This is a genomic window from Rhodospirillales bacterium, from assembly GCA_020638175.1.
GTDB lineage: Bacteria > Pseudomonadota > Alphaproteobacteria > Micavibrionales > Micavibrionaceae > JACKJA01.
In genome coordinates, this window is record JACKJA010000002.1 from 1820040 (window position 1) to 1838342 (window position 18303).

At 53.6% G+C, this 18303-nt stretch carries 22 protein-coding genes and 1 tRNA gene; 12 read left to right on the forward strand and 11 right to left on the reverse strand.

The annotated features are described in order from the left end of the window. Positions 1–11 precede the first annotated feature (11 nt). The gene (locus H6868_09065; GenBank protein MCB9989462.1) at positions 12–977 is read right to left on the reverse strand and encodes a glycosyltransferase family 9 protein; all 966 of its coding nucleotides are present in this window, start codon (positions 975–977) and stop codon (positions 12–14) included. Between the two features lie 12 nt (positions 978–989). Continuing rightward, complete coding sequence (locus H6868_09070) at positions 990–1157, reverse strand: hypothetical protein (GenBank protein MCB9989463.1); 168 nt, start codon at positions 1155–1157, stop codon at positions 990–992. A 125-nt stretch (positions 1158–1282) separates the two neighbouring features. Between H6868_09070 and H6868_09075 the strand changes: the two genes are divergently transcribed. After that, entirely contained in the window at positions 1283–1861 is a 579-nt protein-coding gene (locus H6868_09075) for a hypothetical protein (protein ID MCB9989464.1), read from the forward strand. Here H6868_09075 and H6868_09080 read toward each other — a convergent pair. Continuing rightward, positions 1858–4533, reverse strand: a complete 2676-nt coding sequence (locus tag H6868_09080) for a pyruvate, phosphate dikinase (GenBank protein MCB9989465.1) — start codon at positions 4531–4533, stop codon at positions 1858–1860. The two genes, H6868_09075 and H6868_09080, sit on opposite strands and share 4 nt — an antisense overlap. A 159-nt stretch (positions 4534–4692) precedes the next feature. Between H6868_09080 and H6868_09085 the strand changes: the two genes are divergently transcribed. Together H6868_09085 and H6868_09090 are read left to right on the forward strand one after the other, a co-directional pair. Then, positions 4693–5055, forward strand: a complete 363-nt coding sequence (locus H6868_09085; GenBank protein MCB9989466.1) for a hypothetical protein — start codon at positions 4693–4695, stop codon at positions 5053–5055. 28 nt (positions 5056–5083) lie between these two features. Further along, a complete protein-coding gene (locus H6868_09090; protein MCB9989467.1) occupies positions 5084–5419 on the forward strand; it encodes a hypothetical protein in 336 nt (111 codons plus the stop codon). On the opposite strand, the gene H6868_09095 is transcribed toward H6868_09090, so the two are convergent. Next, on the reverse strand, positions 5352–5855 hold the full coding sequence (locus H6868_09095; protein ID MCB9989468.1) for a GNAT family N-acetyltransferase: 504 nt from the start codon (positions 5853–5855) through the stop codon (positions 5352–5354). The genes H6868_09090 and H6868_09095 overlap by 68 nt on opposite strands. Before the next feature lie 177 nt (positions 5856–6032). Between H6868_09095 and H6868_09100 the strand changes: the two genes are divergently transcribed. The 3 genes from H6868_09100 (at position 6033) to H6868_09110 (ending at position 8396) form a co-directional block, all read left to right on the forward strand. Next, a complete protein-coding gene (locus H6868_09100) occupies positions 6033–7544 on the forward strand; it encodes a glycine--tRNA ligase (protein MCB9989469.1) in 1512 nt (503 codons plus the stop codon). Between the two features lie 119 nt (positions 7545–7663). Continuing rightward, positions 7664–8014 carry an arsenate reductase gene (locus H6868_09105; protein MCB9989470.1) on the forward strand — a complete coding sequence of 117 codons (351 nt, stop codon included), beginning with the start codon at positions 7664–7666 and terminating at the stop codon, positions 8012–8014. 67 nt (positions 8015–8081) lie between these two features. Then, complete coding sequence (locus H6868_09110; protein ID MCB9989471.1) at positions 8082–8396, forward strand: hypothetical protein; 315 nt, start codon at positions 8082–8084, stop codon at positions 8394–8396. Here the strand turns inward: H6868_09110 and H6868_09115 are convergent. Next, the gene (locus H6868_09115) at positions 8385–9179 is read right to left on the reverse strand and encodes a methyltransferase (GenBank protein ID MCB9989472.1); all 795 of its coding nucleotides are present in this window, start codon (positions 9177–9179) and stop codon (positions 8385–8387) included. The genes H6868_09110 and H6868_09115 overlap by 12 nt on opposite strands. A gap of 70 nt (positions 9180–9249) precedes the next feature. On the opposite strand from H6868_09115, the gene H6868_09120 reads away from it, so the two are divergent. From H6868_09120 to H6868_09130, 3 genes are all read left to right on the forward strand, one after another. Beyond that, positions 9250–9594 (forward strand): hypothetical protein, encoded by a 345-nt coding sequence (locus H6868_09120; protein MCB9989473.1) that lies wholly within the window; start codon positions 9250–9252, stop codon positions 9592–9594. 79 nt (positions 9595–9673) lie between these two features. After that, positions 9674–10126 carry a hypothetical protein gene (locus H6868_09125; GenBank protein ID MCB9989474.1) on the forward strand — a complete coding sequence of 151 codons (453 nt, stop codon included), beginning with the start codon at positions 9674–9676 and terminating at the stop codon, positions 10124–10126. 60 nt (positions 10127–10186) lie between these two features. Next, complete coding sequence (locus tag H6868_09130; GenBank protein MCB9989475.1) at positions 10187–11200, forward strand: polyprenyl synthetase family protein; 1014 nt, start codon at positions 10187–10189, stop codon at positions 11198–11200. A 5-nt stretch (positions 11201–11205) separates the two neighbouring features. On the opposite strand, the gene H6868_09135 is transcribed toward H6868_09130, so the two are convergent. Beyond that, on the reverse strand, positions 11206–11457 hold the full coding sequence (locus H6868_09135; protein MCB9989476.1) for a hypothetical protein: 252 nt from the start codon (positions 11455–11457) through the stop codon (positions 11206–11208). 181 nt (positions 11458–11638) lie between these two features. Here H6868_09135 and H6868_09140 point away from each other — a divergent pair, with 181 nt between their 5' ends. Together H6868_09140 and H6868_09145 are read left to right on the forward strand one after the other, a co-directional pair. Next, a complete protein-coding gene (locus H6868_09140; GenBank protein ID MCB9989477.1) occupies positions 11639–12859 on the forward strand; it encodes an ammonium transporter in 1221 nt (406 codons plus the stop codon). Positions 12860–13026: 167 nt separating this feature from the next. Next, positions 13027–13103: transfer RNA gene (locus H6868_09145), tRNA-Pro, on the forward strand. Between the two features lie 16 nt (positions 13104–13119). Here H6868_09145 and H6868_09150 read toward each other — a convergent pair. The 3 genes from H6868_09150 to H6868_09160 all read right to left on the reverse strand — a co-directional run bounded on the left by H6868_09150 (position 13120) and on the right by H6868_09160 (position 14976). Beyond that, the gene (locus H6868_09150) at positions 13120–13404 is read right to left on the reverse strand and encodes a hypothetical protein (protein ID MCB9989478.1); all 285 of its coding nucleotides are present in this window, start codon (positions 13402–13404) and stop codon (positions 13120–13122) included. Between the two features lie 77 nt (positions 13405–13481). Further along, the gene (locus tag H6868_09155; protein MCB9989479.1) at positions 13482–13823 is read right to left on the reverse strand and encodes a hypothetical protein; all 342 of its coding nucleotides are present in this window, start codon (positions 13821–13823) and stop codon (positions 13482–13484) included. A 28-nt stretch (positions 13824–13851) separates the two neighbouring features. Further along, entirely contained in the window at positions 13852–14976 is a 1125-nt protein-coding gene (locus tag H6868_09160; protein MCB9989480.1) for a hypothetical protein, read from the reverse strand. A gap of 146 nt (positions 14977–15122) precedes the next feature. Here H6868_09160 and H6868_09165 point away from each other — a divergent pair, with 146 nt between their 5' ends. Beyond that, positions 15123–16679: a hypothetical protein gene (locus tag H6868_09165; protein MCB9989481.1), complete on the forward strand. Its 1557-nt coding sequence runs from the start codon at positions 15123–15125 to the stop codon at positions 16677–16679. Between the two features lie 12 nt (positions 16680–16691). On the opposite strand, the gene H6868_09170 is transcribed toward H6868_09165, so the two are convergent. Together H6868_09170 and H6868_09175 are read right to left on the reverse strand one after the other, a co-directional pair. Further along, positions 16692–17834: a coproporphyrinogen III oxidase gene (locus H6868_09170; GenBank protein ID MCB9989482.1), complete on the reverse strand. Its 1143-nt coding sequence runs from the start codon at positions 17832–17834 to the stop codon at positions 16692–16694. Between the two features lie 16 nt (positions 17835–17850). Continuing rightward, entirely contained in the window at positions 17851–18237 is a 387-nt protein-coding gene (locus H6868_09175; GenBank protein MCB9989483.1) for a hypothetical protein, read from the reverse strand. Positions 18238–18303: the final 66 nt, after the last annotated feature.

Sequence of the window (18303 nt, forward strand, 5' to 3'; positions counted from 1 at the left end):
GACAAAGAGACTTACGCCGCTTCTTTACGGTTCCAGAACCGGTCGATCTCATGAAGAACGCTCTTCACACTCAAACCTTCCATGAGCGTGTGATCCAGCGTTTTGGGGTTATAGCCCGGAAAATCAATCAGCTCATCGAACGTTTCGGGTGTCCGCACAAACGTGCAATGCTCGCCCCAGGGACGATACAAATGATCGTAACTCGGCCCGAATAATGCCACCGTCGGCGTCCCCACCGCCGCCGCGCAATGCGTCAGGCCGGAATCATTCCCCAAAAACATGTCACAGCGCGCCAGAGCCGCCGCCGCCATACCGGGCGTTGTCTTGGCGATCACATCAATTTGACGGGCTTCGGGAATACTGGCCAGAACCTTACGGGCGTCTTCTTCCTCGCCCGGCGCGGCGAACACAGCCACCCGCGCCCCCGGTAAAATACCGTTGGCGGCAATCAAAATTTTAATGGTTTCGATAAACCGGTCGGCAGGCCACGTCTTGCCAATCCAGTTGGCCGTCGGCCCCACGCCCAAAACAGCGGTCACCCCTTGGGGGATCAGCTCTTCGGCCTGTTCTTTCTGCGCATCGGTAAACCAAAGGCGCGGCGCCGGCACGGTGTCCAGCTTCATCACGGCCGCCGCCTGCTCGACTTTGTGCTTCGTTTTATCAATGCGCTTGGAATAAATGTAACGCTGCCTGGCTCCGACCAGACGCGATACGATGCTGTCGCGCAAATCAACGACCATGTCCCATTTGGTCCCGGCCACCTTCTGCCACAGCTTTAACCAGTGACGGTTATAGCTTTGTTTTTTCAGGACAATAATCTCTTTTAAATTCGGATAGCCTTCGAACAGGCTCGCCGGCAAACCGCCGCAAACGATCGTCACCGCCGCCGCCGGATAGTCATGGGCAATCCGGTCCAGTAGACCCGTCGATAAAACCGCATCACCGATCCGGTTTGATGTGATAAAGAGGATATTCATGACCCGTTCCTCCTAGAATGAGCCGCCCGCAGCCTGTCCCGGCCCGCTCCAGAGCGTCACCAGCAACACAACCAGTAACACGATAATAATAAAGGCCGCCGCCAGCAACATGTCCAGCCGGCTTTTGAAATGATAGATATCAAAGGTCTTGCCTTCGTCTTTTTGATTGTCGTTGCTCATGCTGCGTTCCTTTCGGTTATCTTTTCGTTTTATCAGGTCTGCACCATAAAGAAAATGGGGCATTTTTATTTGACAGCCACTCCGTTTTTCATATAACAATCCCGTTTCAAAACCGGAGACCGACGATGGAAGAAAACGATCAATCAAATATTGAACGGGAAATAGCCCGTAAACAGGTTGCCAACGCAGCATGGGAAGCTTTTCAAAAAACATCCCGCCTGAAAAAAGCAGACTATATCGCTCATTTGGGTATTGTCCTCCCCTCTCTCCTCGTGCCCGGAATTCCGGACAAATACAGAGCCGTTATTTTTGCCGCTACGGTTCTAACCAATGCCATCCGAAGTCATGCACAAACATCACGAATGCGGAAAGATTTTAATGAACATCTGGAAACATTAACGCCACTGGCCCAAAGTGTCCTCGTCGGTCAAAAAGCGGCCTTTGATATGTTTTCACCGGAAATCCAAGCTAAGCCAAAGGCTATGAGCGGGATCACCTTTGTAACGATTTCGTCCATTTTTGCTATCGCGGGCGCGCCCGTTTTAGGAATTGTTAACGGCGCCTCACTGGCTGCGATTGTAAAAAATTATTCAGACCATATACATGTCTCAGGTCAACGCGCTGTAGCGAGAGAAACCTACAGAGCCGTAACGAGAGATGATGTAACGAAACAAAAAACGAAGCCGTTCCCTCATTCACTTTAAGCCGCTTTCTTTTTAGCCGCCCGTGCCGGCCCTTTAATCGCCGCCTGCGCTGCGGCAAGCCGGGCAATTGGCACGCGGTAAGGAGAACAGGACACATAATCAAGACCCGTTTCCTCACAAAAATCAATCGAGGCCGGGTCACCGCCATGCTCGCCGCATATACCGAGTTTAATAGCACTGCGGACGCGCCGCCCCTTCTCGGCGGCCATCTGCACCAGTTGCCCCACGCCATCGCGGTCCAACGTCGTAAACGGGTCTTTTTCAAATATCCCCTCGCGCACATAAACCGGCAGGAACAACCCGGCATCATCACGGCTCATCCCCAGTGTCGTTTGCGTCAGGTCGTTGGTGCCGAAACTGAAAAATGCCGCTTCCTGTGCGATGTCATCCGCGGCCAGCGCCGCCCGCGGCAGTTCGATCATTGTCCCGACCAGATAGTCCGTCTTCGCGCCCTTTGCCGCGAACACGTCCGCCGCCGTTTGATCCACCAGCATCTTCATCCGCGTAAATTCAGTGCGCGTCGCCACCAGCGGAATCATGATTTCCGGCGTAACATTCCCGATCTTAATGGCCGCCTCCAGAATCGCCCGCACCTGCATCTCATAGATTTCCGGATAGGTAATCGCCAAACGGCATCCCCGGTGCCCCAGCATCGGGTTAGCCTCGCCCAGCGTCTGCAAACGCTGCCGGACCTTCGCCTCATCAATCCCTGAATTTGCTGAAAACTGGGCGATATCCTCATCTGTATGCGGCAGGAACTCATGCAAAGGCGGGTCCAGCAACCGGATCGTCACCGGCAGCCCTTTCATGATCGTAAACAGCGCCTCAAAATCACTCCGCTGCGCCGGCAGCAATTTATCCAGCGCATCCCGCCGGTACTGGGCATTGGTCGCCAGGATCATTTCCCGCACGCTTTGGATCCGTTCCGGGTCAAAGAACATATGCTCCGTCCGGCACAATCCGATCCCCTCCGCCCCGAAATCACGGGCGGTCTTGGCATCCAGCGGCGTTTCGGCATTGGCCCGTACCGCCATGCGCCGCACATCGTCCGCCCAGCCCATCACACTGGCAAAATCCCCGGACAGCGCAGGCTGGATCGTTGCCACCGCGCCCAGCATCACTTCACCGGTCGTACCATCAATCGTAATGATGTCCCCGGCCTGTAATTCGTTATCATTGATGGTCATCGTCTGGCGTTCGTAATCAATTCGGATTTCCCCGGCCCCGGCGACACAAGGCCGCCCCATACCGCGCGCCACCACCGCCGCATGGGACGTCATCCCGCCGCGCGTTGTCAAAATCCCCTGTGCCGCATGCATGCCGTGGATATCCTCCGGCGAGGTTTCCTGACGGCACAAAATCACCTTTTCACCATCCCCCGCCATAGCTTCGGCATCATCGGCATTAAAGACGATTTTGCCGCTGGCCGCGCCGGGCGACGCCGCCAGCCCCTTGGTCATGATAGTCTTGTGCGCCATCGGGTCGAGCGTCGGATGTAAAAGCTGATCCAGCCCCTGCGGGTCGATACGCATCAGCGCGTCTTCCTTGGTAATCAGTTCCTCGTTCACCATATCGACGGCAATTTTAAGCGCTGCCGCCGTGGTCCGTTTGCCGTTCCGGGTCTGCAGCATGTACAGCGTTCCCTGCTGGACCGTAAACTCGATATCCTGCATATCGCGGTAATGCTTTTCCAGCGTATGCCGCACGTCGTCAAGCTGCGCGAACACATCGGGCATAACTTCCTCCATCGCGGGCAAATCGCTGCCTTCTTTCTCCTTGCCCTTGATCGTCAGGGATTGCGGCGTGCGGATTCCCGCCACCACGTCTTCGCCCTGCGCATTCACAAGGTACTCGCCGTAAAAATAATTCTCGCCGGTCGACGGATCGCGGGTAAAAGCCACGCCGGTCGCGCAGTCTTCGCCCATATTGCCGAACACCATCGACTGAATATTCACCGCCGTCCCCCAGCTTTCCGGGATATCGTGGATTTTCCGGTACACCACCGCCCGCGGCACCATCCATGAACTGAACACCGCACCCACCGCGCCCCAGAGCTGCTCTTCCGGGTCCATCGGGAACGGCCGCCCCAAATCGCGTGCAACCATGTCTTTGTAAGCCGCAACAATCTCTTTCCAGCCATCGGCGGTAATCGCCGTATCCTGGGTAATCCCTTCATCGCGCTTGTGCGTGTCGAGAATATCTTCGAAATCATGGTGCGGAATACCCAGCACCACATCGCCATACATCTGGATAAACCGGCGATAGGAATCCCACGCAAAACGCTCGTCCCCGGCTTTTTTCGCCAGCCCCGCCACCGTGTCGTCGTTCAGGCCGAGATTCAAAACCGTATCCATCATCCCCGGCATCGACACCCGCGCCCCGGAACGAACGGATAACAGCAACGGGGTTTCCGGATCGCCAAAACGCATCCCCAGCGCCGTTTCAATCCCCGCCAGCGCCGCTTTCACCTGATCTTTCAAGTCTGCCGGATATTGCTTGTCGTTATCGTAAAAAGCGGTACAGACCTCTGTCGTGATCGTAAAACCCGGCGGAACCGGCAGCTCCAGACTGGCCATCTCCGCCAGGTTTGCTCCCTTGCCGCCCAGAAGATTGCGCATATCCGTCCGGCCTTCGGTATTGTCACCGCCAAAGCTGTAAACCCATTTGGTCATCGTCTTTCCCCTTTTTACAAAACTGCCTGCAACCATGCCCTGACGTTACACGGATTCTCGTCCCCGAACCAAAGTTTTCCGACAAAATTCACAAAAAGCTTGCAACAAAACAAACGTTATGCAAATAGATTATGGTCAAACAAGAAGGGCGGAAGCACCATGAGCGACGATAATGACATCTTTGAAGAGGGTCCGGACAGTTCGGATATAGAAGACGCCTTGGACGATGACGGCGCCTTGGACGATGAAACGTTCATCCTCCCGTCTGAAAAGAAGGTCAGGACAACCAGCGTCACGACCCTTCTCCAGCGCGCCATGGTCCAGGTGCAGATGAATGAACCTGATATGTCTGAAGGCACAACGGCGCACACAGCCCATAGAGCCGTCATTATTCATCTGAGAGATCAATACGAAAACGCTGTCACCACAGAAGATGCTGACAAAGCCATGGACCAGATAGTAGAAACCTTTTCCCGGTGGATTAGCAAAAGAAAAAAGTTCCCGGAATTCAACCAGTCATAATCAACTAAAAAAACAAGAGGGTAAAAACATGACACTTGAAAGAAAACGACTGACACCGGAAGAAGCAGCAAAAAATGCTCTGAATGCAATCTGGTCAGTAGATGACAGAGAAGCGCACCAGATATTGGAAGGCTGTCCGGAGGAAGAAATCAAGACCATTGTTATTGATACGGCATTGGAACATATAACCTGTCTGGCCGAACAACTGGACGCAAAAGGAAACCAAGATACAGCAGATACATTGCGGGCCGCATTTATCATACGGGCGCTGGCTACCAAAGCTGAAATCTCGAAAGCTAGCGCAAGCTCTTCACCATCATCAGGCACAGATCGCCGTCAACAGGGCGTACTTCGCCTGGCATAACCGTTTCCCGGTCATACGTGACGCCATAACCATCGGGAATATAGCCCCGCTTGACGTAGAGCCGTTGCGCGGGGCCGTAATCTTTATACAGCCCGACGCTGATCCCGATCACCTCGCAACCTTTCTCGGTCGCCAGCGCTTCGCACACGTCAATAATCGCGCTGGCCACCCCGCACCGCCGGAAATCGGGCAGAACGTTTAAATCCTGAATCTCCGGGATGTGCAGCTTTTTATACAGCGCATAGTGCGGCCGCCAGTTTAAAAACCCGTAGCCGACAGTGCGCCCGTCCAGTGCCGCAATAAACGTTTCGCGCTTGCCTTCCTCCTGCTCGCGCAGGCATCGCTCAAAATAACCGGTCTCGTTACGAGGTTTTATTGTCTCCAGAGCCGGAATATCAGCAGATAATGCTTTACGAACGTCTATGTTTTGGGGCATTTTGAAATCTCATTGCTTTTTATTGTCATCCTGAGCCATTAGGCGAAGGATCTCTGGCCGCAAAGTAAAAAGATTCTTCGCTGTGCTCAGAATGACATGAATAAAAACATTAAGGAATAGAGGACAATGACCCAACCACAATTAGCGGACAACCAAATGACCGATACCAGCTTTGATATGAAAGACCTCGTCGCCCTGTGCAAACGGCGCGGTTTTGTCTTCCCGGCCTCCGACATTTACGGCGGGATTAACGGATTCTGGGATTACGGTCCACTGGGCGTGGAACTGAAAAACAACATCCGCGATTTGTGGTGGAAGGCAATGGTTGTCACCCCGCCAATCGGCCCGGACGGGCAGCCGTTGCAAATCGTCGGCCTCGACAGCTCGATTATCCAAAACCCGAAAACTTGGGTCGCCAGCGGCCATGTCGGCGGTTTCAGCGATCCCATGGTGGATTGCAAGGAAACCAAACTGCGCTACCGGGCGGATCAGTTGATTGTCCTCATGGGACAAGATAAAGTTCATCACGACATCCTCGGGATCGTTTTTCACGAAGACACGCCTGACGAAGACATAAAAAAACGTCTAAAAAAACTCAAAATGCCAGCTGACCCGTTTGAATATGAACGTGGTTCGTTTGAAGACCCGCGCATTTTGACCAACCTAGACAAAGTAATCGGCCCAGATGCTTCCGAACCTGGAACCTTAACCGAACCACGCGCTTTCAACCTGATGTTCGAAACCTATGTCGGCGCGACGCAGAGCGAAGACAGCAAAGCGTACCTGCGTCCGGAAACGGCACAGGGGATTTTCCTGAATTATAAAAACGTCCTCGACAGCTCCCGCGTGCGCGTCCCGTTCGGGATCGCGCAAATCGGCAAAAGCTTCCGTAACGAAGTCACGCCGCGGAACTTCATTTTCCGCTCCCGTGAATTCGAACAAATGGAAATCGAATGGTTCTGTCCGCCGGAAGAAGCCAAAAAATGGCGCGAATTCTGGATGGAGGAACGCCAGCGCTGGTGGCGCTCCATTGGCCTTAAAGATACATCCCTGACCTTGCGCGAACATGAAAAGGATGAACTGTCCCACTACGCCAAGGCGGGTGAGGGCACCGTAGACATTGAATTCCGCTATCCGTTCACCGCGCCGGGTTATGGGGAACTGGAGGGCATTGCCCACCGCTGCGACTTCGACCTGACCGCGCACGGCCAGGCATCGGGCGTAAACATGGAATATATCGACCCGAACGACAACACCAAACGCTACATCCCGCACGTCATCGAACCGGCGGCAGGCCTGACCCGCGGCGCGCTGGCCGTTTTGTGCGACGCCTACACCGTCGATCCGAACCGGCCATCCGGCGTTTACCTGAACTTCCATCCGTCCGTGGCCCCAAAAAAAGCGGCGATCCTGCCGCTGACCGCAAAAGAGGACCACGTGCCACTGGCCACCAAGCTCTACATGGACCTGCGCGAACACTACAACGTCGATCTCGACATCAAACAAAACATCGGCAAGCGCTATGCCCGTCAGGATGAAATCGGCACGCCGTTCTGCTTCACCGTCGATAACGACAGCGCCGCCGACAATTCCGTCACCGTGCGCCACCGCAACACGATGAAGCAGGAACGCATCGGCATGGATCACGTCGCCTCCTACATGGCCGCCGAAATGAAAAAAATGGGGTAACATGACAATAGAATGTCATTGCGAGCGACCAACGGGAGCGCGGCAATCCAGAACTTTCTTGTAGCACTGGATTGCCACGTCGGCTCCGCCTCCTCGCAATGACGAAAGAGAGACAAACCATGAGCAAGGTTGAAATTTACGGCATCAAAAACTGCAACACGATGAAAAAGGCTTTCGACTGGCTCGAAGGGCACGGCGTTGCCTACGACTTCTATGACTATAAAAAGGAAGGCGCGAAGGAAGAGCTTTTACAAAAAGCCTTTGCCGCCCACGGCTGGGAAAAAGTCATCAATCGCGCCGGCATGACGTGGCGCAAGCTGCCCGATGACGTCAAAGCCAAAATGGATGAAACCGGCGCCATGGCCATAGCTCTTGAAAAACCCGGCATCATCAAACGCCCGATGACGGTCGTCGGCAACGACATTCATCTGGGCTTCAGCGAAAAAGCCTTTCAGGAAATTTTTGGCTGAACCTCTGGAAATTTGCAGCCTTTGTCATAGTTTGATATTTTGTTCCTTTAACAAAAGAACAAAAACAATGACAGGCGAGCATGGCAAAGCAATAGCAATCAGCATCGGAGTCGATGATGTCTCATCGGGCGGCGGTGGCGGTCGCCCGCCGCAAGCGCACTCCGATCTCGTCACAGCCTTTATCACGTCCGCTCGCAACAAGCTGCGCACACATTTTAACAACCTGACGGAAAAAGGGGCACAGAACCCGTCGACATCTTTGAAATCGGCCATCACCCGCACAGGCAACTGGCTGGATTCCATGAGCAGTAACGGTAAAAAACACCTGCTCTACGCCGCCGCCGTTCATCTGGGCGTTCATAAAATGGCTCTAAATCCCTGAACCATCGCGCAAAACCGAATCCGCTGCCGCAGTATAGTCCCCGTTACCTTCATGCAAAACCAGCCCCGGATGCAAAGCCGCCGGGGATTTCCGGTCCTTGATTGCCCGGATAATCACGCGCTTGGCGGCTTGCCCGGCCCGCGGCCACAGGGGAATGATTTCCACCGCGCCAAACCGCCGTCCCAGCCCTTGGATAATCTTGTCGGTCATATCCGCCCGGTGAATCATCGTCAACGATCCTCCCGATTTCAGATTATGAAACCCGGCATCCAGCCAGTCTTTCAATGTCATCCTGAGCGTTAGCGAAGGATCTTGGGCCGCCGCTTCAGATTCTTCGCAGTGCTCAGAATGACAAATATCCACATGCCCGTTGGCCAAGGCGCGTCCCTCATGCGGCGACGGCGTATGGTGCCCGGCCTCCATAAACGGCGGGTTACAGATCACATGATCGAACCGCCGATCCGGCTTAAAATCCCGGATATCGGCACAGACAAACTCTGCCAGCACCTGCGCCCCGTTCAATTCAATGTTCCTCTGCGCCAGCGCCACATAATCCGCCTGCACATCGACACCGGTCACATGCGCCCCAGATAGGCGCTGCAGTACGCAAAACGCCGCCCCGCCGACACCGCAACCCATATCCAAAACACTTTGCCCGTCCTGAACCGGGCACGCCGCGGCCAGCATCACGCTGTCCAGCGACGTACGAAACCCCTGCGCCGGCTGCAACAACCGCACTTTCTTGTCGAGAACATGAATTTCAACGGGCGATTCTATTGTCATAAATTAAGATTTTCTTATGATTTACAGCTTAGCATAAAAACACGAAAAGTGTTTTAGAGGAAGAAAAGCCATGTGGGAACAGCTATTTGTTTTTTTGTATCCGGTCGTCGCGATCATAACAATAATCGCGTACGTGCCACAGATCAAAACCCTGATAACGGCGACCTCAATACCAAACAACATTTCGCTTTCATCGTGGCTCATGTGGTGCTGTAGCAACTTTTTGGCTTTTGGTTACGCCATGACTCACGTGCAAGATATGCTTTTGGCTCTTGTCACAGGAATGAATCTATTGATGGTTATTACGACAACAGCCCTGATCGCTTACAACCGCTATATTCGCTTCGCGGAGAAACCTTTCCTGACAGGAGGAATGCAACTGCAGCCCCAGCCTGTAAAAATCCGCAAACAATAAAACTGCAGACTGGACAACACAGTCTTACATTGCTACACAACCTCTACATAACTAGATATGACAATAGAGGATGTAAGTCATGCCATCTTTCCTTTTCGCAGAAAATGCACTTCCAAAAATACAAGAAATCGATTTTGAAACCTTTTTAGGCCAGCACGAAGATACTCTGGTAACTTACGCCGCCGCCCTGAGCCAACTGTCCGATCTGTCGCACTGCGACGGCAATCATCCGCTCAAAACAGGTAGTAATAACCTCGCCTACGTGATGAAATACGACATGCAGATTGAGAATACATATGACAAAATCGAACAGAAAAAAAATATACTGGCCGGCGCCTGGGAAAACGGATTAAAAGCCATCATCGCCGCAAACAGAACATCGATGAAAAGAGCGCTGGAAAACGTAACGGATGACCCCGTAAAACTGGCAGAACAGCTAAGCGGTTTTCTGGATCATGCCGATAAAATAATTTCCAGAACAAATGTTGCAGAAACCAGCCACGCCGTGGCAAGACTAAATGCCGGATTTTAATCCGTCAGGCGCGCCAATTCCGCTTGCTCTTGGTCACGGGCTGGGGTATGCGTTATGGCTATGCAAACAGCGACAAAAACCATGACGGACACTGCGATCAACCCGCTTGATCATCTCTCGGCTTTGCTCAGCGATGACATGAAACAGGTCAACGCCCTGATTATCGAGCATATGCAATCCGACGTGCCGATGATCCCGCAGCTTGCCGGCTATCTGATCGCGGCGGGCGGCAAACGGATACGCCCGCTTTTGACACTGGCCTGTACCCGGCTCTACGGCGATCAGAGCAATCGCCCCTATGCTCTTGCCGCCGCTGTCGAGTTTATTCACACCGCCACCTTGCTTCATGATGACGTTGTCGATGAAAGCGAAGAGCGCCGCGGTCAAAAAGCCACCAACCTTGTATTTGGCAATCAGGCCACCGTTCTGGTCGGCGATTTCCTGTTTTCCCGTGCGTTCCAGCTTATGGTCGCGGACGGCTCTTTGGACGTGCTACGGATTCTCTCCGATGCTTCAGCGATTATCGCACAAGGCGAAGTCATGCAGCTCACCACAGCCAATAATCTGGATTGCACCATGGGCGAATATGAACAGGTAATCGGCGCCAAAACCGCCGCCCTGTTCGCCGCAGCCTGCGAAATCGGACCAGTCATCGCTGGCGCGGATAAAACCGCCGCCAGCGCTCTGTGCGAATTTGGCATGAATCTGGGGCTGGCCTTTCAGGTCGTCGACGATGTTCTGGATTACAGCGCCGCACAGGAAAAGCTGGGGAAAACCGTTGGCGATGATTTCCGCGAGGGCAAAATGACCGCACCGGTCTTGCTGGCTCTGGAAAAAGCGACGGACGAAGAACGCGCCTTCTGGCAACGGACGATGGGCGATCGCGATCAAAACGACGGCGATCTGGCCCGTGCCCAGGAAATCCTGTCAAAATATGACACCATCAATCGCAGTATCAATCTGGCGCGCGACTATGCGGCCAAAGCACGGCTAGCACTGGCCGAGGCGCCGGACGGACAGCTCCGCTCCCTCCTCGATGATCTCGTAACCTTCACAGTCGAACGTAATTTTTAGACAAATTACCTGATCATCACTTTCATACCCTGAGCATTGATTTTTGCATGGTATATACCAGCGCCCTCCAGAAGCTCCGCCACCTTGGCCACAGGTGGTTTCCCGTTGCTATCGGCGTGCTGTTCATGAAAAGAAATCTGCAATTCGCTCATTCCCCGACCTAATCCCGCCTTACGAACATCAAAACCGTCATTAGAAAACGCGGCATTCAATCCTTTATTGACCAAACCACTTTCTGTATCCGTTAATCCCGCCATTTTTTATACCTCCGTAAATAAAGAAGATTATTCTCCTTAAACACAAAGATTGCGCCGATCTCTTGGGATTCTCAATAAAAAACGTTCCATAATCCGGAAAATTTTATCTTGACTCATTTTTGATATACCTTTAGTGCATATTAGATATGTTTTAAACGCATATCTAAAAACGGGGGTTCACATGACAGAAACCGATTTTGTGATTAATACATTTTTCCTTCTTTTCTGCGGAGCGCTGGTCATGATTATGGCCGCCGGCTTTGCAATGCTGGAGGCCGGCATGGTCCGCAGCAAATCGGTTGGCGTAATTCTGATGAAAAACATCAGCCTCTACGCCCTGGCCGGATTAATGTTCTATATCGTCGGTTACAATCTGATGTACGACGGCGTTGACGGCGGATTTTTCGGAAAAATAGGATTGTTCCACCCCGATGATTCGGCGGCGCTGGCCGGCGATTTTTCCGCCGGGCATTCGGCAGCGGCCGACTGGTTCTTCCAAATGGTTTTTGTTGCCACCGCCGCCTCGATTGTATCGGGCGCACTGGCGGAACGAATTAAACTTCTGCCCTTCATGATTTTTTGCGCCATCCTGACCGCAATCATCTACCCGGTTAGCGGTAGCTGGGTCTGGGGCGGCGGCTGGTTGTCTGAACTCGGATTCAAGGATTTTGCCGGATCGACGCTGGTCCACAGTGTCGGCGGCTGGGCGGCCCTGACCGGCGCCATTCTTCTGGGGGCACGCCGTGGCCGTTTCGACCAGAAAGGCAAGCCGCGCCACCTGTATGGTTCATCCATGCCACTGGTAACACTCGGCACCTTTATCCTTTGGTTTGGCTGGTTTGGGTTCAATGGCGGCTCGCAACTCGCGATCAACAGCGCCGAAGACGCCATCGCCGTTGCCAAGATATTCGCCAACACCAACACCGCCGCCGCCGCAGGCGTGGTCACGGCGCTTATTCTCAGTCAAATGCTGGACCACAAAATCGACCTGCCGTTAATCCTGAACGGCGCGCTGGCCGGACTGGTGGCCATCACAGCAGAGCCATTGATGCCCTCTCTCGGGATGGCCGCCCTGATCGGAATTGTCGGCTGCCTCGTGATGTACGGCGCATCCAAGGCGCTCGACATGCTTCAAATTGACGATGTCGTCGGCGCCGTTCCGGTCCACCTGGCAGCGGGTATATGGGGCACACTGGCCGTCGCCATCAGTAATCCGGACGCCTCTTTCGCCGTACAACTGGCCGGCATTGCGGCTATCGGCCTGTTCGTTGGCACCGCCAGCCTTCTGGTTTGGCTGCTGATGAAAGCCACTATCGGCATCCGTCTGCACTGGTCGAAAGAAGATCTGGGCGGCGACCTGTCCGAAATGGGGGTTCCCGCTTACAATCTCGGTGCAGCCTGACAACAAGTTTCTGTCTCAACTTTGGATTTTGTTTTTACCCTTCAAAAGCAATCCTCCGCCTGATCTTTGACTGGATCAGGCGGTTTTTTTATGAAGCCTCAAACTAGGACTTGCCAAAAACGAACAGCTCCCTTATAAAACTGTTCTCTCGTCTTTTGCTTTGATGTCGGGGCGTAGCGCAGCCTGGTAGCGCGCATCGTTCGGGACGATGAGGCCGGAGGTTCGAATCCTCTCGCCCCGACCATTATGATCAAAAAATCCTAACCCGCTTTGTTAATCAGCGACATATCGAATTTGTTATGGGGGTCAATAACCAAAAGGGCGTTTTTTCCCTTTTCACGGCAAAAATCAAGCGCCTCTGGCAAGGATTCATCTAAAGAATCCGGCATGGAACGGGAATGGATAACCGCGCCACCATTTTTTCTTTCGGCATAAAGCCGCTCACCGACAACATTGCCATCCCGGTCATGGTAAACCTTGAATTTCACCACGCCTTCGTTACCGGGATCTTCATCGGTAAATAAAAATGTAATCTCTTCGCTCATGCTGTCTTGTCTCCCCCTCACATACACTAAAGGATAGTCTGCCTGTGAACATCGGTCAACGAAGATCGGCGTATGATTTAACGACAGGGATACTTGCCGTATAACGCCATCGTCACCGCGGGCGCCGCCACGAAGGAATCGTTCTCCGGATGGTTGCGCAAATATGTCAGCACAATATCATGCAAGACATTAGAGCTAACATCTTTGGGAACACAGATATCGACCTGCGGCGCCATTTTCATCGACCGCAAGACATTGTGATAATCAATAACTCCGGCAATGTAAGCCTGACAGGCGGTGTGACCGCCCTTGACCGTTTCCTTGCCTTTATCGTCCTTTTCACAAATATGAAGAAGATAAGCGCCGCTAAACCGCGCGGCATATGCCTCAGGCACCGAAAAGAAAAAGATCGCCGCCATCAGGAAAGAAAGCAGGATAATGCCCCCTTTATTCACCACCTGACTTGGCCTTCAACTGTTGTAAAATGGCAAAGGGTGAATCTTCCGGTTTGCGCGCCGGCTCTGACTTGTAAATCCGCTCTTGCGGCTCCCGATCATTGCGCTCCGGTTTTTTACCGCCCTTGGGTTTCCGGTACGCGCCCTCCGGCTTTTTCCGCGGTGACGCCGGCCGGTCAGACGAAGGCTTGGGCCGTTGCCCGCCATAGGCCTTTCCCTTGCGCAAACGAAACGTCGCCAGCTCCGGCTTTACCTGCGGCACGGCAACCGGCGCTTTTTCAGTTTCGTTTTCTTGCGCCTCAGCCTTCGGTTCTTCCGGGGATGCGGGTTCATCCGTCGGCACAATAGGCTCATCCGCGGGATCATGAATTTTCGTATGCCCCATAGCCTCCAGCACGGCATAAAGATCGGCAATCGGACAACCCAGCCATTCCGCCATTTCGTGACGAGCCTTAAACGTGCCTTTATCGGCACTGTCATAAACGGCGACAACCAGCCGGTCGAGCATATCCACCCGGATCGCCCGCCCGCCATAAACCGGATAGCCCATCGCACGGTAAAGCGCCGGATCGACAACCCCGTCCGCTTTATCTGCCAGCGACAGCGAGGTAATCCCGTCCGCAGGCACAGGCGCCGGCAGCGGCAAATCGTGCCACAACGACCACAGCAACGCCCGCAAATGCACGGCCGCCGGTTTGTTCAACGCCGGAAGATAGACCAGAACCGGGCCCATCCGCACTTTACGCTGGCGCAAAGCGGCCCGCCCCTCTTCATCCAGCCCGGCAATCATATTCTCCAGATCGGCCCGCGGTAAAATCCCCAGCGCCCCATGCAACAGCCCGGTAATATCCTTGGCAAATCCAGTGATGTTTTCCTCATTGCGCAAATGCGCCAGAGCCTCCAGCACCGTATCGACATGAACCGGCAACCAAGCCTCCAGACGCTCCTTCGCACCGGCAGGAGCCCCATCATCCATCGTAATCGCCGGACGCACTATGGACTCGCCCTTGCTCACACGGGCAATCTTCACTCCCGGCAATGGATTGGTCTTGTCGGCTTGGTAAAAAATATGCCCTTCATCATTCAGGCGGAATTGTTTGTCTTCGGCTTCCAGCATCGTTGGCTCACAGTGAATTACAGTCTGGGCGTACTATAAAGCCAGTTTTTCCCCGGTGCAATCGGTAACGGCAACAATTCCGCGGATTGCAGCAACAACTGTTTTTTGATAGGGTCAACATTCATTGTTATCAGGAGAATTATTTTATGAGCCGCCTTAAAAATATAGCGATAACCATTTGTTTTTCTTTGGTTATATCAGCACTATCAGCATCCCCCGCTTTAGCCAAAAAAGCCGACCGCACGGATGAACTGAAAAACATGATGACGACCCTGCTGGACAATCAAAAGCAGGCCATGGCCATGCAGGGCATTGATATGGAACAAGACGGCGCTCTTCTGGTGGAACCCAATGGAAAATTTTATGCGGTAACCCTGCCGCACATCAGCTTCACCGGCCCGGAAGGCGGCAAAACAGATTTGGGTATGATCGCCATGAACGCCATGCCCGGCGACATCCCGGAACAGTGGAAAATCACCATGGCCATCCCCATGCCGCTGGCGTTCTATGCGGCGGACGGCTCCAAAGCCGCAGAGCTGAATATCGGCAACCAGTATTTCGCCGGCATATGGGACACACGCCTGAACAATTTTTTGAACATCAATGCCAAATATAGCCAGATCCGGTTTGCGCCCGTCGGCAAGCCGGTCAGCATAACCATCCCCGAACTCACACTCAGCTCGCTTTTCAAGGAAAGCGGCGACAACCTGATGTCCGGACCGTTCAACATGACGGCTCGTGATTTCGACATCAAATCGCCGGAAGTCAACGGCCATATCGGCAAGCTGTCCATGGATATGGACATCGCCAACTTTTCTCTCGATAGCTTTGCCGCCTATAATGAAAACATCAAAGCCCTGACGGAAAGCATGGAAGCCGGCGACCCCGAAAGCGACAGCGGCCCGCATGCGTTGGCCATGTATAATCTGGTGTTTGATTTCATGAGCAACGCCTGGGATGGTTTCACATCGTCAATCAGCGCCGAAAATATCGCTTTCTCCAGCCCGGTCGCCACAGACAAACCTGCCCGGACGTTTGAACTGGCCAAGGCCGGTTATCACTATGATATGACGGGGTTTCGCGACGACCGCGTATCACTGCGAATCGCCGCCTATTACCAGGGCATGAAGCTAAACCCCGCCCCCGCCGACATGAAGGGCATGGAACCGAACGATTTCAAACTCGATATCAGCCTGAACAATCTGCCTTACAAGGAACTGGTTGATCTGGGCCGCAACGCCCTGAAAATGTCGATCGAAGCCCCGTCCATGGGCAAAATGGCCGGACTGCAAGCCATCGCTTTGGCGCCGCAAATCCTGACACAGGCTAAAACCGATCTGACCATCGCAAACAGTCACGTAGCCGGGCAAGGCTACCGCATCACGGCTGACGGGAAAGCTGTCACCGACATGCAGGCACCGCACGGCGCCACCGGCAAGGCCCGCGTCGCTGTTGAAGGCATGGACAATATCCTAAGCACCTTGAAAGAAGCCAAAAACGATCCGGCCCTGTCCGCCGAAAACAAGAAAAAACTAAGCGATACCACAGCCGGACTAACGGTCATCCAGATGATCGGCCAGCAAGAACAAAGCCCGCGGGGAACCCCGGTTCGGTCCTATAATTTCGAACTGACAGATCAGGGCGCTTTACTGCTGAACAACACGGATTTGAGCGTCGTCATGAAAATGATGAAGGAAAAATAATTTTTCAAACCGCTAAAGCAGATAGCGCAAAATTCCATTTAAACGCTGGAATCCGGCGGGCGTCGCACATAACCGGTCGGGATCTTCCGTTAAAAGCCCCTCATCCTGCAACGCCTTGACCTTGGCCGGCGCAACGAACGCTTGCCAGTCCTCCCCGCCTTCATCCTCTATACGGGAAAACGGCACCCCTTCGCTCAGGCGCATTCCCATCAAAAGCGCCTCGCTCACCCGCGCCTGCGCATCCAGCGTCTCAAACGGATGTCCGCCATGACCGTCCTTATCCACACGCCGCAGCCATTCTTCCGGCGCCCGGTGAGTCCGGGTGGCCTGTTTAACGCCATCAATCGTCAGGCGCCCATGCGCGCCCGGCCCGACACCGACATAGTCCTGATAGCGCCAATAGACCAAGTTATGCCGCGATTCCTGACCCGCACGGGCATGATTTGATATTTCATAGGCCGGTAATCCCGCGATATTTAAAACGGACTGTGTCGTTTCGTATAGATCACCTGCCGTTTCCTCCGCAGGAATGCTGAATTCTCCGCGGTTGTACATCTGGTAAAACGGCGTTCCCTGTTCAATCGTTAGCTGATAAAGCGATAAATGCCCCCCCGCATATTGCAAAGCTGTTTCAAGCTCTTGCTGCCAATCCCTGACATTTTGCTGAGGACGGGCGTAAATCAGGTCAAAACTGTAACGCGCAAAGGTATCGGCCGCAATATCCAGCGCCGCCCGCGCTTCTCCCACATCATGCCGCCGTCCCAGGAACTTAAGAGCCTCATCATCAAAGGATTGCACCCCCAGCGACACCCGGTTTACCCCGGCCTGACGAAATCCCTTGAACTTACCAGCCTCAACCGAAGACGGATTGGCCTCCAGTGTGATTTCAACATCATCGTTAACAGGCCAAAGCCTGCGGATTGTCTCAATAATATGCGCCGTTGTTTCCGGCTGCATCAGCGAAGGCGTCCCGCCGCCAAAAAAGATAGAGGAAACCGCGCGCCCGGCGGTCAAAGCTGCATAATAAGACAGCTCGCGCTCATACGCACCACGCCACGCAGCATGGTCTATCGTGTCATGGACATGAGAGTTAAAGTCACAATACGGGCATTTCGAAGCACAAAACGGCCAATGCACATAGATTCCAAAGGCCACCCGTTCTTACCCTGCCTTATCGTACGTTCAGTTCTATCGGGTTCATCGTAGCCGCCCCAACCGTATTGGGCACATCGCCAATCGTATTGCGCATAGCTTCGAACACGATCGGCAGACCAAACAACGCGCCGCCCGCAGCAATGCGGATCGCCCCGTCCTTCAGCGGCGTACTACCGGGATTTTCAACGTGATCTTTCACCTTCAAAATTCCCAACGCCCCTAACAGAAGCCCGACAATATAAGCCAGCCCGGACAGCAACCCCGGCAATTCGGAAATCGAATGAACGATATTTTCGGAGATCGTATTAAAATCGTTAGCCTGTGCATCGCTCATGCCGTAAAGCAAAGCCACCGTAGCCACAGCTTGAACACCCAGTAATTTTTTATAAATCAGCGCTTTCATAAGACACCGTCCTCTCTGCTCAATATCTTGGCATCAAAAAGCTAGCGCAGGAATCGGTTGACGGCA

What these genes read in the sequence shown, in the direction of transcription:
- H6868_09115 (MCB9989472.1), bottom strand. Translation starts at nt 9,179, where the DNA reads ATGACAATAGAATCGCCCGTTGAAATTCATGTTCTCGACAAGAAAGTG.
- H6868_09160 (MCB9989480.1), bottom strand. Translation starts at nt 14,976, where the DNA reads ATGCTGGAAGCCGAAGACAAACAATTCCGCCTGAATGATGAAGGGCAT.
- H6868_09155 (MCB9989479.1), bottom strand. Translation starts at nt 13,823, where the DNA reads ATGGCGGCGATCTTTTTCTTTTCGGTGCCTGAGGCATATGCCGCGCGG.
- H6868_09120 (MCB9989473.1), top strand. Translation starts at nt 9,250, where the DNA reads ATGTGGGAACAGCTATTTGTTTTTTTGTATCCGGTCGTCGCGATCATA.
- H6868_09140 (MCB9989477.1), top strand. Translation starts at nt 11,639, where the DNA reads ATGACAGAAACCGATTTTGTGATTAATACATTTTTCCTTCTTTTCTGC.
- H6868_09150 (MCB9989478.1), bottom strand. Translation starts at nt 13,404, where the DNA reads ATGAGCGAAGAGATTACATTTTTATTTACCGATGAAGATCCCGGTAAC.
- H6868_09110 (MCB9989471.1), top strand. Translation starts at nt 8,082, where the DNA reads ATGACAGGCGAGCATGGCAAAGCAATAGCAATCAGCATCGGAGTCGAT.
- H6868_09075 (MCB9989464.1), top strand. Translation starts at nt 1,283, where the DNA reads ATGGAAGAAAACGATCAATCAAATATTGAACGGGAAATAGCCCGTAAA.
- H6868_09095 (MCB9989468.1), bottom strand. Translation starts at nt 5,855, where the DNA reads ATGCCCCAAAACATAGACGTTCGTAAAGCATTATCTGCTGATATTCCG.
- H6868_09085 (MCB9989466.1), top strand. Translation starts at nt 4,693, where the DNA reads ATGAGCGACGATAATGACATCTTTGAAGAGGGTCCGGACAGTTCGGAT.
- H6868_09125 (MCB9989474.1), top strand. Translation starts at nt 9,674, where the DNA reads ATGCCATCTTTCCTTTTCGCAGAAAATGCACTTCCAAAAATACAAGAA.
- H6868_09065 (MCB9989462.1), bottom strand. Translation starts at nt 977, where the DNA reads ATGAATATCCTCTTTATCACATCAAACCGGATCGGTGATGCGGTTTTA.
- H6868_09105 (MCB9989470.1), top strand. Translation starts at nt 7,664, where the DNA reads ATGAGCAAGGTTGAAATTTACGGCATCAAAAACTGCAACACGATGAAA.
- H6868_09130 (MCB9989475.1), top strand. Translation starts at nt 10,187, where the DNA reads ATGCAAACAGCGACAAAAACCATGACGGACACTGCGATCAACCCGCTT.
- H6868_09090 (MCB9989467.1), top strand. Translation starts at nt 5,084, where the DNA reads ATGACACTTGAAAGAAAACGACTGACACCGGAAGAAGCAGCAAAAAAT.
- H6868_09080 (MCB9989465.1), bottom strand. Translation starts at nt 4,533, where the DNA reads ATGACCAAATGGGTTTACAGCTTTGGCGGTGACAATACCGAAGGCCGG.
- H6868_09135 (MCB9989476.1), bottom strand. Translation starts at nt 11,457, where the DNA reads ATGGCGGGATTAACGGATACAGAAAGTGGTTTGGTCAATAAAGGATTG.
- H6868_09175 (MCB9989483.1), bottom strand. Translation starts at nt 18,237, where the DNA reads ATGAAAGCGCTGATTTATAAAAAATTACTGGGTGTTCAAGCTGTGGCT.
- H6868_09070 (MCB9989463.1), bottom strand. Translation starts at nt 1,157, where the DNA reads ATGAGCAACGACAATCAAAAAGACGAAGGCAAGACCTTTGATATCTAT.
- H6868_09100 (MCB9989469.1), top strand. Translation starts at nt 6,033, where the DNA reads ATGAAAGACCTCGTCGCCCTGTGCAAACGGCGCGGTTTTGTCTTCCCG.
- H6868_09165 (MCB9989481.1), top strand. Translation starts at nt 15,123, where the DNA reads ATGAGCCGCCTTAAAAATATAGCGATAACCATTTGTTTTTCTTTGGTT.